Origin of the sequence: Salegentibacter holothuriorum (assembly GCF_900168045.1) — a bacterium.
Lineage (GTDB): Bacteria > Bacteroidota > Bacteroidia > Flavobacteriales > Flavobacteriaceae > Salegentibacter > Salegentibacter holothuriorum.
This window is the reverse complement of the sequence record NZ_FUYY01000004.1, coordinates 32,547-48,946: the sequence shown is the minus strand read 5'-3', so window position 1 is coordinate 48,946 and position 16,400 is coordinate 32,547. Positions and strand designations below refer to the sequence as shown.

Genomic DNA, 16,400 nt, shown 5'->3' with positions numbered 1-16,400 from the left:
TTCTATAGCTTTCTTTAAAAGAATTCAATTTGAAGTTTATACTGAGCTTCGATGAAAATTAAACCTCTCTTTGATCCAAATTATTATAAGCATTATTTTCTAAAGGTTTTATCCAAAAAAGAAGAAGTAATCCTAAAGCAAAAACATGAAAAAACCTATCAGGGTAATTAAACACAGGCACTTCTAAATAAAAAGCGATAAAGAAATTAACATCAGAAAGAGCTAAAAAAAGCGCGGCCAATAAAAAGTAAAAACTCCTTTTACTACTAAACCTATTGTTATAAGTAAATGCTACCACAACCAATAACATAGTTAAACCAGTAAGCATCAAGTAGGCCGGATAAAAAGAATCGTACAAATAAGCTTTTGGAACCATGTCCAACAATTCAATCAACAAATAAATATTGATAGCTACGACAGCAATTCCCAGCATCAATTCAAAAAACTTAAATTTTACAGATCGAATCTTAGGAAAGACAATAAAAATTAAAAGAGAGAAAATGAGCGACCTGGCGATGAATGTTATAAAATTAGAAATCTGAATTTCATAATACACCAAAGAGATATCGCAAATCAAATAGGATACCAGAACATAATCTATTTTGGATTTAAAAACTCCAAAAGTGAAACTCCATATTACAAAATAAAGTGAACTAGCTACTCTTAACCATCTGCTATCTTCTTCATCTAAAAAATAGACACCAAGTAAGTTTATAATAACCCAAAATACTGTAGAAGCAATTATAAATTTAGAGTTATAGAGATTCTTTGAATTCGCCAAAAAGATATTTTAAAGTTTAAAGAAGCACAAATACTCTTTTTGAATATTTGGACTCATCTAAATATCTCGGTTTTTAGCTCCAGCTATCCCCGAAATACATCATTATTAATAAAAAAGAGGATTAAGATTTACGCAACCAAAAAACCGTAAGCCTATTTAGTTTTATAGCTTATTAAGGTAAACTTTTAAATTAAAGACTTTATCACCAAAATGTTAAAGCTTTAATAGTGAAACTCCCCGAACTCACTTTTTATAGTAAGTTTCTTTTCTTCTGAAGCTTCTACCCTACCCACAATTTGTGCATCTACATCAAAAGATTTGGAAATAGCTATAATCTCATCGGCTATCTCAGGATTTACATAAAGTTCCATTCGATGCCCCATATTAAAAACCTGGTACATTTCTTTCCAGTCGGTTTTACTTTCCTCTTGAATAAGCTTAAAAAGTGGCGGCACATCAAACATATTGTCTTTTACAATATGTAAATTATCTATAAAATGAAGTATCTTGGTTTGGGCACCTCCGCTGCAATGCACCATCCCATTAATTTCTTTATTGCTAAATTTAGAAAGTATTTTCTTAATAATTGGCGCATAAGTCCTTGTTGGAGAAAGCACTAATTTCCCTGCATCTAAAGGTGAGTTTTCAACCTTATCAGTTAAAGATTTAGTCCCGGAATAGATCAATTCATCCGGAATATCGTTATCAAAACTTTCAGCATATTTTTCAGCTAAAATTTTTGAAAAAACATCGTGGCGCGCAGAAGTAAGTCCGTTGCTACCCATCCCGCCATTATATTCTTTTTCGTAAGAAGCCTGTCCCGAAGAAGCTAAACCAACAATTACATTTCCCGGTTTTATATTGGCATTATCAATAACATCAGATTTTTTCATCCTGGCAGTCACGGTAGAATCTACGATAATAGTTCTCACCAAATCGCCAACATCGGCAGTTTCGCCCCCGGTAGAATGAATCTCAACACCGAAGTCTTTTAATTCGGTAATCAATTCTTCGGTACCATTAATTATTGCTGAAATTACCTCTCCCGGAATCTTATTTTTATTTCTACCAATCGTAGAAGAAAGCATAATATTATCTATAGCGCCTACACAAAGTAAATCGTCTATATTCATTATTAAGGCGTCTTGCGCTATTCCCTTCCAAACCGAAAGATCTCCGGTTTCTTTCCAGTACATATAAGCCAGGGAAGATTTAGTACCTGCACCATCGGCGTGCATAATCAAGCAATGATCGGTATCACCAGTTAGATAATCTGGCACTATTTTACAAAATGCTTTAGGGTATAACCCCTTATCTACATTTTTAATAGCATTGTGCACATCTTCTTTTCCTGCTGAAACCCCACGCTGGGCGTATCTTTTACTTACTTCCTGACTCATAATTCTTATGTTGAAGCCCCAAAGATAAACAGATTAGATTAGTCACTGAAGTATTCTAAAATAAAAAAAGCGATAGCACATAATTTGCTACCGCTTCCCCCCAAAAAAAAATAAAAATTTTCACTCCCAGTCTGGCATCTTAGCATTGGAATATAATTCCTGTCTACTGGTAGTTCCTCCACCCTCTACAAGCGTTTGTTCAATAAACATTTCAGAGATACCATCATTAGATGTGTTTACATAAGTCACTTCAGCTTCATTAGGTGAAAATCTAGGATCTAAATCGTTTGTACCTTCAGGTTTATCATCACTAATATCAATACTTTGGTTGGTGTTGAAATTATAAATAAACATTCTGGAGTTAAGTTGGCGATAATCATCACTCTCATAGCCTGAGATATCTCTCGTATACAGAAGTCTTTGATTATCTACAGATAAATTTAATCCTCCTAATGCTCCATCAAGACCTGATATTACAGAATGCATAAAATTACCTGACATATCTATAGTGTAGATTTCAGCATTGTAACCATTTGCATTATTTACCAACAAAGCAATTTGGGAATTATCCTTGCTTACATCAATCTCGGTTATAAATTTATCATTAGGCTCTTCATATATTAGCGAAGTTCCTCCTCCGCTTACATTTACCTTATATAACTTTTCAAAATTTGGATAAACTAAGCTGCCTCCATCATTGGCCCAGGAAAAATCAACTTTTTCCAGATTAAAACCATTTACCGGAATATTTGAAGTGATTTGAGTTTGTACAGACCCATCTAAATTCATGGTAAACAAATGAGTTTGATTACCAACCGTTCTCAAAAAAGCTATTTTATTGGTGCGATGATTTTTACGTGGTCTAAAACTATTATGGTTTTCTGAAGTAAGCTGATATTCATTTCCATTTAAATCTCGAGCAAAAATCACATTATTATTATTCATCTCCCGCACATATATAAATCGTGTTTTAGGAAATTCTAATGTGTTAAAAGAATATACCTCACTTAGTACTGGTTCATTTAGGCTATCTGAAACACTCACCTGCCAAAAATATTTATATCCGTAATTTAAACCCTCAACTTTTTTTACGGTATCATTTAAATCAGTGAATCTAATTACCTCATTGTTACGATCATTCCTTATTTCGAGTTCATAAGTAAGTATGTCGTTTTCTGCATCTTGCGAATTCCAGGTGAAATCTACCACAGTTTGAATTCCTTCAGCATTATCTTGTGGAGTTATTAATGTTGGTGCATTAGGTTTTTTGTTATTTGCATTTTCAGGCTGCATTTCAAAAATCACGCTTATTTCAGAATCTGCTAAAACTTCAGCTCCTTCAAATTGAGTTAAGAAACCTTCTTTTCTTGCCTGTACCGAGTATTCATCAACTGCAACATTCTCAATCACAAATTCTCCATTCTCATCAGTAAACACTGTAGAAGTGGCTGGAGTAGTAGAAATTCGAACATTTTCAATAGGCTCAAAACTTCCCTCTCCCACTACAGTTCCGGTTATACTTCCACTTTGTAAAGCATCAATAGTATCTTCACTGCAACCCACTGAAATGAAAATAAATAACAGCGGAAAGATATATTTTAGATTTTTCATTATTAATTGTTTAAGTTGTTATTTCTTTCACGCTTAGATTTACCCAAATAAAAATTAAGACCAACACTGAAATTGAAATAGTGATCGTTTCTTTTTCCGTGCACCAGCTGATCCAGCTCGTCGTTGAACATAATATTATGTTCAGCAAACCCTCTTATACCCAATCTATCTGTAAGCATATATTCAAGGCCAAGACCATATTGAAGTTTAAAATGGGTTGAAGACATCCCTTCTGGAAGCCCATCACTTTCCAAACCATAAATAACGCCTCCCCCAGCTGATAAGTAAGGACCAAAAGTATCATTAGGCAGAACATTGTATTGCCCATTCACATCTAATCCCACAAACTTTTCTGAGAACGCTCCCTCATTTTCAAGTTCGAAAGCATTACCCGCAAGATTTACTGAAAGAGAAGGCAAGATATTCTTAGTGTAATCCAGTCTCAACATTCCACCTGCTTTAGCTTTAGAGTAATCGCCACTAATAAGGGAGGTTCCCACATTAACTCCAAAAGAGCTGCCGCTTTTATCTATAAACTTTCTATTATATAACCTATTTACAGATGCGTCTTCTTTTTCTGCATTATAGCTAGCAATCAATTTTTCAGCAAAAGGTTTTTGATCTTCCCTGGGTGTCCATAAATCATCTTGAATTCCTTCTAAAACCAAGGCTTCAACACCTTTTTCAATTGCTTCTGTAACCGCTAGTTGAACAGGTTCATTTCGTGTAAATCCCGTTTCGGCCTCCATTAAACGCTGAAAGCTTACATATTTAAATAAACTGGCATCTAAAGCTTGCGATAAGATTGTTTTAGAAATATATACATTCTTTAAAATTCTTCCACTAGAAGTGGAAACAGCTCTTAAATAAATAGTCACTCTATCCTGTCTATATTGTGTAGAACCACCCACACCAAAATATCTGGCTCCTAAACCACCGGTAATAATATTGGTATCATAAGACACTATCCCTCCTTCAAGAATAATTCCCGCATAAAGTAAAGGTGGAAGTTGTGGTTCATTAGTATTAGAGTTAGCCCTGTATTCCTGCCGAGTAGAACGAATTATATTTCTCTCGTTCAAAAGATTTCCTACGTTTTCTCTTTCTATAGTAGTAAACCATTTTGAATCTTCCAGGGCTTTTATAAGAATAGAAGTCGCACCTTGTGTAACAGCCGTACTGAATGTACTCCCAATTTCTGAGGGTTTATACTGGCCGGTTAAATCTCTAAAATTATAAACACCTACTACTACCGGTTCTTCAGGCAAAGGAAGGTTTTTTAGGGCGCTTGTAGCATTGGTACTCTCCCCTATTCTAGCATCCTGATAATCTACAGGCTGATTAAAATAGGATCCGCAAGAACAAAATAGTGCCACTACCCCCATTAATATGGAGTATTGAAAAAATTTCATAAATAGAAGGTTTATTGTGGAACTATAATTTGGGTTTGTTCGCCGGTATTGGTATCAAGGATATTGATAACCAAACCTTCGTTGGAGGGATAAATATCTATAGCTAAACTGCCAAAAGAATATTTTCCTTCTTCTAAACCTGCTTCACCAAACTCTTCGGTAAATAACTGCCTACCTACCTGGCCCAATAATTGGGAATTTAAACTTTGGGTAAACTGCTCCATTTCAGAAAGGTCCTGTAGCGATGCATCAGGATCTTCAAAAGAATTTTGTGATTCCGCACTACTTAAGAGCCATTGATAATTAAATGTGTCTCCGCCAAATGCAGGGTTTTTAGGTGTGTAAACCAATTCTTGAGCAGATGTTGGAGCACACCAAAAAATTAATAGAATTAAAACTAATCTTTTCATAATCGGGGGGATTAAAAAATTAATATTGTGAAATCTTTTCGCTTCGGTTTTTCAGGTATTCCATATACCTGTTCACCTGTTTTAAGGCTGATATAGCCTGTTCTTTTAAATAATCTAATTTTGGTCTTGCAAAAAACTCATAAACTACCCTATCATCTACTTTTACCATTACTTTTGTAGTTCGACCAAAACTTATCATCTCTTCTATTTTTATCATCTTATTGCCTTTTACAGGATTTAAACTGTATTGCTGATAAAAAAAGTCATAAAAATCTTTTCCAGGTTTAGTTTTTGTACTTTGAATTACCATACTTGTTAATTCAATTCCTTCATTTTTATTTTCATAAGAAAACTGCTTTTCTTCTTTTTTCTGTGTTTTCTCGTCAAATACCATTCTACTGGTTCCCATTACCTCATCATCTTCATCGTAAATCATTAAGAGAACAATGGTTCGCTGTTTAGAGTTTATTGAAACCGTAGTGGAAGAAAGTTCCCGGGTTTCAAAAGGTTCTAAAGGAAACCTGCCTGTTTGAGAATTTTTTGAAGAATTATTATTCCCGGAAGAGGTTATTATAGATAACTCGTAATGTAAACTATAAGTAGCTTCGGTTAAATTTTTAGAAATACCTGTAATTTCCAGAAGATTATCTTTGCTATCATTTATTCTAATAGAAGCTTCTACTTCTGAATTGAAATTTTGAGCTTCCGCTGAAACTGTAAATAAATGTAGTAGAATCAGAAACTTTAATGATCTACATATTATTTTCTTCAAAGAAATCATTTAAAATTTCTTACAATTAAAGACCTTGATTCACCATTCATTTGAAATTTCATTTTGTTCCCTATAGAATTAGAGCCAAATTGCTCAAAATGATGATTATTTCCTTGTTGATTAAGTTCTAAACTTACTTCTTCCGCTGGCCTGTTCACAAAACTAAAAACTTTATTCCTGTCTCCATCTTGTATAATAGAGGAGGTCAAGGTTTTAGCATTCACATTAGAATAAATATTATTATAATTTCCAGTTTGAATGTAAACAGATTTATTCTCCTGAACTCTTACTGTAGTAGATACCTGGTTCCTATCTCCTATTTGATTTATGAAAATTTCATTAGTCGGCTGTTTGAATTCCTTTTGTTCAATTGTGTGAAAATTCTCTCCAACCAGAGTCTGAATTCGAGCTTGCTTTAAATTATCTTGAGCATTTAATTGAAAGATAAAACAAAACAGAAATAAGGAAATACTGAAACTAATAGTTTTCATAGGAAAATTTTTAAAATAAAAATATCCCGGATACTTAAAATCATATCCGGGGTATTTACTAATTAGTTTACTATTGTCCAAGGTTACCTTGATTAACCATTGAACTATTATGGTTTCCACTTTGTGTAACTATACTCATCTGCATGCTACCACTTTGCATAACAGTACTGGCATTATGATTTCCAGATTGAAGAGACCAGGACAAATGGCGATCTCCTTTTTGTTCTACATCACTAGTATTGTGATTTCCAGTTTGCATTACGTATGAGTCACTTCCCCATCCATTTTGGTAAACTTCACTCTCATTGTTATTTCCGCTTTGTGTGGTATAAGATTCATGACCCGCACCAGTTTGAAAATCGTCAGCAGAGTTATTATTACCAGATTGGCTTTGCATAGAAATATGATTACTATTTAACTGTTCAATATTAGCTTCATTTCCATTTCCAGATTGTACCTGCATCGCAACAGAATTCACAGTTCCGCTTCCAGCTCCGTTAGTATAAGGAGAGTCTTGAGAAATCACAGCTTCATTGTGGTTCCCACTTTGATATTGCCAGGAAAAATTATCCCCAGGTCCTTGTAGTCCGTCATCATTCTGGCCTGTTACAGCAGAGTTGTGATCTCCAGATTGAATAATAAAAGCTTCATTATCCTGAGCCTTTTGATCTACATCAGCAGAATTGTGAGCTCCAGATTGAGTAACATAAGATGAATTCATCAAACCTTGTTGATCAACATCCGAGGCATTGTTGTTACCTGACTGATCAACTGAACTAAAATTACTTTGAGCAAATGCTACTGCCCCAAACATTAACGCTCCTGCGCAAAAAATCACTTTTTTCATAATAAAAAATTAAGGTTAAAAAATATTTAAATTAAAAACTTACAATTTCACTTAGGGGCAAAACAGTTCATTTTAGCTCTATAAAAATTTCTTATTATAGAATTTAACTTATGTAGGGATTACGTAGGATTTTAGAATTTAAATCAACCAAGGTAGGGGGAGTTGCGTATTAAATTCTGATGCTAATATATAATGCTAATCTGGACGAATTTTTATTTTTCGATGAATCGCTGCATTTTTTGATAAAATGTAAAGGATCAATAATCAGACGATTATAGTGAAAAACATTAAAAAAATCCCTTAGAAATCGTAGGAAATTTCTCACTATCTTTTTGTTTGAAAGCTTTTGAAGCCACCAAGCTTTTAAACGTTTCATTATCAGACGTTTTATGAAGTTATTAATCCTGAAATTTTTGAAGTTTAATTAAAAAGGAAAGTAACCTTGAAATTAGTTTCAAGTCTTTAAGAAGGTTAATTAATCGGTCTTATGTGAACTTTCTGATAAAATTTATTCACGAAAAATAATTCAATTTTTCAGAACGAAAAAAACACAATAATATTTTGATTATCAGGTTTTTAAAAACAAAATCGTATCTTAAAATTGAATTTAAAAAGATATCTTTCTGAAAATCAGCTAAAAACACAAAATGTAGGAAATAACTTATAAATTTCAACGTCAATAAAAGTAATTTCAAGTATAAACAAGCTTAAAAGTGCTGAAGCATTATAAAATCAAGAAGACCTTCCCAAATAAGAATTTAAATTATAGAGATACCAGATAAATTTAATTCACCAGCTGCTCTTAAAACTCTTCCAGGTTAGCTCTAAAACAAAAAAAAACCACGTGCATTACACACGTGGCTTTCTATCCAATTTTTAAACTTCACGGATTATCCGGCAAATCACTTCACAGTGAACCAATAAAGCTTCAAATCTCGATTATCGAGTAAATAACAATTCTCTGTACTTGGTTAATGGCCAAAGTTCGTCGTCTACAAGCAGTTCCAGTTTATCACAGTGATATCTTATTTCATCAAAATAAGGCTTCACCTCATCACAATAAGAGAAAGCACGCTTTTCTGCATCATCAATCTTATTAGCAACTTTTCTAGCCTCTATCATCGCTTTAACACCGCTATTTATTTTAGCGATATGGGCAGAAATTTCTTCGATAATCTCTAATTGTTCGTTAGAATGCTTCTTAAAGTCTTCATTATATATATGCTTTAAACCTTCTACGTTTTCAATTAGAATATTTTGATAACGAACCGCAGTTGGGATTACGTGATTTCGGGCAATATCGCCAAGAATTCTACCTTCAATCTGGATACGCATCGCATAATCCTCAAGTTGAATTTCATGACGGGCTTCCAACTCAATTTTATTCATCACTTTTAATCCTGTAAAAAGTGATATTGTTTTTTCAGAAGTTAATGCTTTAAGAGCTTGAGGTGTAGTTCTATTGTTACTTAGACCACGTTTTTTAGCTTCTTTTTCCCAGGCTTCGCCATAACCATCTCCTTCAAAACGGATATTCTTAGATTGCTTAATGTATTCTCTAAGAACGTTAAAGATAGCATCGTCTTTCTTCATCTTTTTACCTTTTATCAACTCGTCAACTTCTGCTTTAAAGTCTATAAGTTGTTTAGATAAGATGGTATTTAGAATGGTCATAGGATTACCACAATTAGCGGTAGAACCTACTGCTCTAAATTCAAATTTATTACCGGTAAAGGCAAAAGAAGAAGTACGGTTACGATCTGTATTATCAAGTAAAATTTCTGGTATTTTACCTACTACATTTAGTTTTAATTCTGTTTTCTCTTTAGGAGATAATTTACCGTCAGTTACCTTTTCTAATTCATCCAAAACTTCGGTTAATTGCGTTCCAATAAACGCTGAAATAATTGCTGGTGGTGCTTCTTGTGCGCCTAACCTATGATCGTTAGATGCACTTGCAATCCCGGCTCTTAAAAGCTCTTCGTTATCATGAACCGCTTTAAGGATATTAATAAAGAATGTAAGAAACTGAAGGTTCTTCATTGGCGTAGAACCCGGAGCTAATAAATTAGTACCGGTATCTGTTGCCAGAGACCAGTTATTATGTTTACCACTACCATTTATTCCTGCAAATGGCTTCTCGTGTAAAATCACCTTAAAATTATGCTTCTCGGCAATTTTACTCATAATATCCATAAGCAAAGAGTTATGGTCTACGGCAAGATTTCCTTCTTCAAATATTGGCGCTAGCTCAAATTGATTTGGAGCTACTTCGTTATGACGCGTTTTTACTGGAATACCAAGTTTCATGCACTCAATTTCCAGGTCTCGGATATAAGCCAAAACCCTTGACGGGATAGAACCAAAATAGTGGTCGTCTAATTGTTGTCCCTTTGCAGGCGAATGCCCAAGCAAGGTACGTCCTGCCAAAGTAAGGTCGGGACGTGTGGCGGCTAAAGCCGAGTCTATAAGAAAATACTCTTGCTCCCAGCCTAAAGTAGCCGTCACCTTGGTAACGTTTTTATCAAAATATTTTGCTACAGCGGTTGCTGCCTGATCTACAGATTGCAGTGCCCTTAAAAGTGGTGTTTTATGGTCCAGGGCTTCACCGGTATAAGATACAAAGATCGTAGGAATACAAAGTGTTGTCCCCCAAATAAAGGCCGGAGAAGTAGGGTCCCAGGCAGTATATCCACGGGCTTCAAAAGTATTTCTTATTCCTCCACTAGGAAAACTTGAGGCATCTGGTTCTTGTTGTACCAAAGCACCTCCACCAAATTTTTCTATGGCACCTCCGTCACTTTGAGTTTCAAAAAAAGCATCGTGTTTTTCTGCTGTTGTTCCTGTTAATGGCTGGAACCAGTGCGTATAATGGGTTGCTCCTTTTGAAATAGCCCATTCTTTCATTCCGGTAGAAATATGGTCTGACACCCTACGTTCAATTTTCTTACCTGTTTTATTAGCTTCCATAACATTTTGGTAAGCTTCCTTGGTAAGGTATTGTCTCATAGAGGCTTCGTTGAAAACATTTGTTCCAAAAATCTCAGACCTTCTGGCCGGCTCTTCTATCTTAACCGGCTTGCGGTTAAAAATTTCTTTTAAAGCTTCAAATCTTAAAGTTGACATGACTGTGTTGTTTGATAATTTTAAATTTCAGCTAACAAATGTATGTATTTTTACACACACCCCACCAAACAACCACCCCTCGATTGAAATTTTTATGACTTTCTTAATACACCCCCCTAAAATTAACCCAAAAATGCAAGACCCGTAAAAATCACATAGCTTACAAACAAAATTATTCCCTTGTACCGGTTAAAAAGAAACTTTTTAGGAAGAAAAGCCAATGGAGCAATGGCAAAAGCAACCCCTATCATCCAAAAAATGTCGTTGGTAAGTATTTGATCTGATTGAATGTAGATTGGTTGAATCATTGCCGTAATCCCTAAAACCGAAGCAATATTAAAAATATTTGACCCTATAAGATTTCCTAATGAAAGTGCCTTTTCCTTTTTTAAAGCGGCAATTACTGAAGCCGCAAGCTCAGGAACGCTTGTTCCTATAGCGATCATGGTAACCGAAATCACTCTTTCACTTACCCCAAGCATTGTTGCCAGGTCTACTGCGCCATCTACTAATAGTTCTGACCCTCCCCAAAGCGAAACACCACCAATGAGCAACCAAATAATCATTTTAAAATTAGACGTATCTTTTAAGGAATCATCTATTCCTTCTACGGCTATTTCGGTCTTTCTACGAGATCTTCTTATCAATAGAAATAAAAATAGCACCAATCCCGCAAATAAGATTATACCTTCTATACGAGAGATATTCCCCCCGCTACTTAAAAAGTAATATAGCACGATAGAAAATATCATCATCGCCGGCCAGTTAAATCGGTAGAACTCCCTATCTACCGCAATAGAGGAAATTATAGCGGTAATCCCCAGCACTAATCCTAAATTGGCAATATTGGATCCTATAACATTTCCGAGGGAAATATCTGAAAAGCCAGAAAGGGCAGCCTGCAGGCTTACCAAAAGTTCCGGGGCAGAAGTAGCGAAGGAAACCACCGTTAACCCAATCACCATTCTGGAAACATTTAATTTAAAAGATAAGGCTACTGAAGCTCTAACCAAAAACTCCCCACCTACTACCAATAAAACAAGCCCAATAAGAATAAAAGCAATACTCATCTAAAAGTTTTTTGCGAAGATAAAATAATCCTGTTAGTAAACTACCCCGAAGGCAAGCCCAGAAGGTATTAAATGAATACATTTTTATCGAGGAAAGCCTCGAAATATTTAAATTTCAATATAAAGCCAAACTCAAAAACATTATAAAAGGAAAAAATCAACTACTTATTTAGTAGTTAAACTATTTATTTCGTTATATTTGAAATAAGCAAAAATTAGAGATGAAAAAATTAACCAACAAGGAAGAAGAAGTAATGCGCATTCTCTGGCAATTAGAGAAAGCCTTTGTAAAAGAGATTTTACCTAAGATTAAAGACCAAAAATTGCATTACAACACCGTATCTACAATAGTTCGGCACCTAGAAGATAAAGGTTTTGTGTCTCACACAGCCTACGGCAACACCCACCAATATTACCCGGTGATCTCAAAAGAAGAATACAGAAAACATATTATGAGTCTGACCTCTAAACGCTTTTTTGATAATTCTTATAAAAGCATGGTCTCATTTTTCGCTAAAGAAGAAAAAATTAGTGCAAAAGAACTTCGGGAAATCCTTGAAATTATAGAAAAAGAAAACAAGGAATAGGTTATGGAAGCATTGCTAACCTATTTATTTAAAAGCGCCGGACTCCTATCTATTTTTCACCTGGCTTATATTGTTTTACTTATAAGAGATACTAATTTCCAGGTGAATCGAAGGTTTTTATTGGGTGGTATTTTTGCATCGGCAATTTTACCTGCTATTTATTTCACCCGTAAAGTAATTGTGGAAGCCAATAATTTTTCATTGAATCAGATTCCAATAACTACTCAGGAAGTTTCAGGAAATTTAGCAGCCACTTTGGGAATCTGGGAAGTTCTCGGGACGGTTTACATATTTATCGCCACTTTCTTTTTAAGTCGAATTACATTTCAGCTTTACGGTATTTTAAAGCTCATATCCAATAGTACCATCTCTAAAAACGGTAATTTTAAATTTATAAAAACAGATACTGCGATAAGTCCGTTTTCATTTTTCAAATTTATCGTTTACAATCCGGAAACGCATTCAGAGCAAGATCTTGAAATGATCTTACTACACGAAAAAATTCATGCGTCTCAACTGCATTCCTTAGATATAATAATCGCTAATCTCACTACTGCCCTACTTTGGTTTAATCCGTTAAGCTGGTTATATAAAAAAAGTGTGGAACAAAACCTGGAGTATATAGCCGACAAGGAGACCGTGGCACTATCCGGGGCAAAGAAATCATATCAGCAAGCATTAGTAAAGGTTTCTATTACAAATTCACAACCGGCACTCACCAATCATTTTTATCAATCATTTATCAAAAAACGAATTCTTATGCTAAACAAAAAAACTACTAAAAATCCCTGTCTTTGGAAAATAAGCCTTGTTTTTCCGGCAATTTTAGCCTTTATGCTCATATTTAATGTAAAGACCCAGGCTAGCAACAACCTTTCAGAAAACAATACTAGGTTCAACATAAATTCTAAAGAAAATCAAAAAGTTTTAGAAGCAAATTTTTCAGAAAATACTTCAAAAGCCGATCTGGAAAAATTTCAACATGCTTTCGCTGAAAAAATGGTGAAACTTGAGTGGCGTGACCTCAAGTATTCAGCTAATAAGTTAAAAAATATTAATATCTCCTATACTTTAGAAAAAGGCGATACTCAAACATTCCAGTCTGAAACTGATAAAAATGGGAATATGCTAGCGTTTAAAATTGCTGCCAAATTTCATGAAGCCGGGAAAATTGCTTTTATCTTTATTGGTAATAAAAAACCGAACGAACCAACTGATTCCCGCTTAACCGAGGTTGATGTTGAAACTATAAAAGAAGAAAAACTGCCGGAAGATTTGATTTATAAAATTGACGGTAAAAAAGCCTTTAAAAAAGATGTAGAGAGCCTGGACCCTGAGAATATAGCCAAAGTGCAGGTACTTAAGGGGAAAAAAGCCATACATGAAGCCGGGAAAAATGGTGAAAATGGGGTAATACTTATCTCTACCAAAATTTCTAAAAAGCCTAAAAAAATTCCAGGAGACCCAATTTATATTTTAAACGGCGAAAAAAGCAAAATGGAAATTATAGAACTTATAGATAACAAATTAATTGAAAGTGTAAATGTGCTCAAAGGTGAGAGCGCGATTTCTCTTTATGGCGAGGAAGCCAAAGACGGCGCGGTGATTATTACTACTAAAGTATTAGATAGATCGTCTAAAAGAAAAAATACAAAAAAAGGTAAAGGACGTTCATTCGGGTTTCAAAGATTTCAGAAAAAAACCGATCAGGAAATAATGTCTGGAAAAGAAATTGGTTTTCGCACGGGAGAGGATATCAATGCTTTTCAATGGACTAAAGAATCTGACGAAAAAATCAATTTTCACATTAACCTCGAAGAAAAAATTGGCCCGGTAATAATTATTGATGGTAAAAAGTCAAATGAAGCTATTTTAAAGGAAATTAAGTCCGTAAATATTGAAAAAATAAATGTTCTAAAAGGTAAAAGTGCAATTGACAAATATGGCGAAGAGGCCGAAAATGGAGCTATAGAAGTTACTACCAAAAAAGAAATCAAAGAATAATTTCTTTGATTTCTTAATTTGAATTTAAAGGCAGGCTCATTACCTGCCTTTTTCGTTTAACTGATTTTCAATATCTTTGAGTAAACAATTCTTATAGAAGCAGCTAAATAGCTGATAGGAATAAATTGTTATTTTTTAAATCTGGCCTTTAAACATTGAATCTCGATTATCGCGTAAACCAACTATTTATGAAAAAGAAAATTTTTAAAGCGCTTTCTAAACTTAACAAAAAAATCCTACCCAATTACACCAAAAAAGAATTGGATCTTAGGAAAGCCAGTAAGGTCCAAATGGCAATTATTGGCTGGAAATCCTGGGTAACAAGAAATTCTTTAGATTAAAATAAACTTCATTCTTCACCTGTTTAAGAATCTAAATTCTTAGTTTCGAAACAATCTATATTTACTAATCAAAACAGATTAATAAAATAACACCTCATAGGTTAATACTTTATAGGTATTATATTTATTATAAATACATGCTAGAATGAAAATATACCTGCTCCTTATTATCTTTTGTTTTACTGTTAGTAACCTTTATTCACAATCCTGGAAAAAACTCCCTACTAATGACAATGCTCAGAAACGCCATGAGAATGCTTTTGTACAAGCCGGAAAACGTTTTATTTTAATTGGTGGGCGTGGAAATAAACCTATAGATGTTTATAATACAGAAAATCAAAGTTGGAAAAAGGGTGCACAGCCACCTTTAGAAATGCATCACAGCCAGGCTATAGCTATAGATGGTCTTGTTTATATTCTGGGAGCATTTACGGGCAGCTGGCCTACTGAAGATCCCATTCCCAATATTTATATTTATGATCCCCTGGAAGATCTTTGGATAAAAGGCCCCGAAATTCCTGAAGATAGAAGACGCGGGGCTGCAGGAGTGGCTTTAAAAGACAAGAAAATTTATATAATAAATGGAATTACAAACGGGCATACTTCCGGTTGGGTAAACTGGTTTGATGAATATGATTTATATAAAAACAAGTGGAATGTTCTTCCAGATTCCCCCAACAAAAGAGATCATTTTCAGGCTGCTATTATTGGAAATATACTTTTTGTTGCTGGCGGCAGAAAATCGGGAAGTGTAGATGGCAACGGATTTGCAGGAACCGTAAAACCAACCGATATCTATGATTTTGATACTAAAAAATGGACCTCTGCCGAAGCTATCCCTACCCCACGAGCTGGCACTGCAATTGGGATTTTGGATAATAATCCTGTAATTATAGGAGGTGAAAGCGATATGCAGGAAGCTGCGCATAGTGAAGCTGAAGTTTTTAATCTGGCTAAAAAAACATGGGAGACTTTATCGCCTATGAATCAGGGAAGACACGGTACCCAGGCCATAAGCCTTAATAAACAAATTATTATTGGAGCCGGAAGCGGAGAACGTGGTGGCTCACCTGAGTTGAACACCTTTGAAATCTTTTCGCACGATAACAAACTTAATTTTAGCACAGAAGCCATTCTGGCCGGAAGCTTAAAGGTATCCAACACGAACCTCGATTTCACTAATGAGGAAACTAAAAGCTTACGAATCTCCCACAAAGGTGGAAACCAGGCTATAGTAATTACGGATATTAAGCTGAGCGATAACTTTAAAATTTTAAACCCCAAAAACCTACCATTTGTTTTAGCTCCACGCTCAGAATTTGAATTAAAAATACAGGGAAACCAAAATCCAGGAAAGCTTACAATTACAAGATCAGGAAGAAAAGAACTTATTACAGTTCATTTAAATAACAAAAATTAAAATATGTAATAATGTTTTAAAGCCGGAATAATTTTAAACCCATTTAAGCTTAGATAAGGTTTTCTGCTGCTAGCTGCAGCTACAAACAATCGTTAAATTTTAACTAAATCTTTAATAAACATTTTCCG

General features: G+C 34.5%; 14 protein-coding genes. 4 read left to right on the top strand and 10 right to left on the bottom strand.

Features of this window, described 5'->3' with window-relative positions; genetic code table 11:
- Positions 1-58 precede the first annotated feature (58 nt).
- The 10 genes from B5X51_RS10675 to B5X51_RS10630 form a co-directional block, all read right to left on the bottom strand.
- On the bottom strand, positions 59-781 hold the full coding sequence (locus B5X51_RS10675; protein WP_079721174.1) for a hypothetical protein: 723 nt from the start codon (positions 779-781) through the stop codon (positions 59-61).
- Positions 782-1,002: 221 nt separating this feature from the next.
- Positions 1,003-2,181: an AIR synthase related protein gene (locus B5X51_RS10670; RefSeq protein ID WP_079721173.1), complete on the bottom strand. Its 1,179-nt coding sequence runs from the start codon at positions 2,179-2,181 to the stop codon at positions 1,003-1,005.
- 120 nt (positions 2,182-2,301) lie between these two features.
- Positions 2,302-3,792 (bottom strand): carboxypeptidase regulatory-like domain-containing protein, encoded by a 1,491-nt coding sequence (locus B5X51_RS10665; RefSeq protein WP_079721172.1) that lies wholly within the window; start codon positions 3,790-3,792, stop codon positions 2,302-2,304.
- A gap of 2 nt (positions 3,793-3,794) precedes the next feature.
- Positions 3,795-5,204 (bottom strand): CsgG/HfaB family protein, encoded by a 1,410-nt coding sequence (locus tag B5X51_RS10660; protein ID WP_079721171.1) that lies wholly within the window; start codon positions 5,202-5,204, stop codon positions 3,795-3,797.
- Between the two features lie 11 nt (positions 5,205-5,215).
- Positions 5,216-5,614 (bottom strand): curli production assembly/transport component CsgF, encoded by a 399-nt coding sequence (locus B5X51_RS10655; protein ID WP_079721170.1) that lies wholly within the window; start codon positions 5,612-5,614, stop codon positions 5,216-5,218.
- 19 nt (positions 5,615-5,633) lie between these two features.
- Positions 5,634-6,386: a curli-like amyloid fiber formation chaperone CsgH gene (gene csgH, locus B5X51_RS10650; RefSeq protein WP_176132754.1), complete on the bottom strand. Its 753-nt coding sequence runs from the start codon at positions 6,384-6,386 to the stop codon at positions 5,634-5,636.
- 5 nt (positions 6,387-6,391) lie between these two features.
- Complete coding sequence (locus B5X51_RS10645; protein ID WP_139374877.1) at positions 6,392-6,877, bottom strand: hypothetical protein; 486 nt, start codon at positions 6,875-6,877, stop codon at positions 6,392-6,394.
- 70 nt (positions 6,878-6,947) lie between these two features.
- Positions 6,948-7,691: a hypothetical protein gene (locus tag B5X51_RS16000; protein WP_262506831.1), complete on the bottom strand. Its 744-nt coding sequence runs from the start codon at positions 7,689-7,691 to the stop codon at positions 6,948-6,950.
- 972 nt (positions 7,692-8,663) lie between these two features.
- On the bottom strand, positions 8,664-10,850 hold the full coding sequence (locus B5X51_RS10635; RefSeq protein ID WP_079721166.1) for a glutamine synthetase III family protein: 2,187 nt from the start codon (positions 10,848-10,850) through the stop codon (positions 8,664-8,666).
- A gap of 122 nt (positions 10,851-10,972) precedes the next feature.
- Positions 10,973-11,920 (bottom strand): calcium/sodium antiporter, encoded by a 948-nt coding sequence (locus tag B5X51_RS10630; protein ID WP_079721165.1) that lies wholly within the window; start codon positions 11,918-11,920, stop codon positions 10,973-10,975.
- A 221-nt stretch (positions 11,921-12,141) separates the two neighbouring features.
- Here B5X51_RS10630 and B5X51_RS10625 point away from each other — a divergent pair, with 221 nt between their 5' ends.
- From B5X51_RS10625 to B5X51_RS10610, 4 genes are all read left to right on the top strand, one after another.
- The gene (locus B5X51_RS10625) at positions 12,142-12,507 is read left to right on the top strand and encodes a BlaI/MecI/CopY family transcriptional regulator (protein ID WP_079721164.1); all 366 of its coding nucleotides are present in this window, start codon (positions 12,142-12,144) and stop codon (positions 12,505-12,507) included.
- Between the two features lie 3 nt (positions 12,508-12,510).
- Positions 12,511-14,511 carry a M56 family metallopeptidase gene (locus tag B5X51_RS10620; protein WP_079721163.1) on the top strand — a complete coding sequence of 667 codons (2,001 nt, stop codon included), beginning with the start codon at positions 12,511-12,513 and terminating at the stop codon, positions 14,509-14,511.
- A gap of 188 nt (positions 14,512-14,699) precedes the next feature.
- On the top strand, positions 14,700-14,852 hold the full coding sequence (locus tag B5X51_RS10615) for an SsrA-binding protein (RefSeq protein WP_079721162.1): 153 nt from the start codon (positions 14,700-14,702) through the stop codon (positions 14,850-14,852).
- Between the two features lie 145 nt (positions 14,853-14,997).
- Entirely contained in the window at positions 14,998-16,272 is a 1,275-nt protein-coding gene (locus B5X51_RS10610) for a Kelch repeat-containing protein (RefSeq protein WP_079721161.1), read from the top strand.
- The last annotated feature ends 128 nt before the right edge of the window (positions 16,273-16,400 follow it).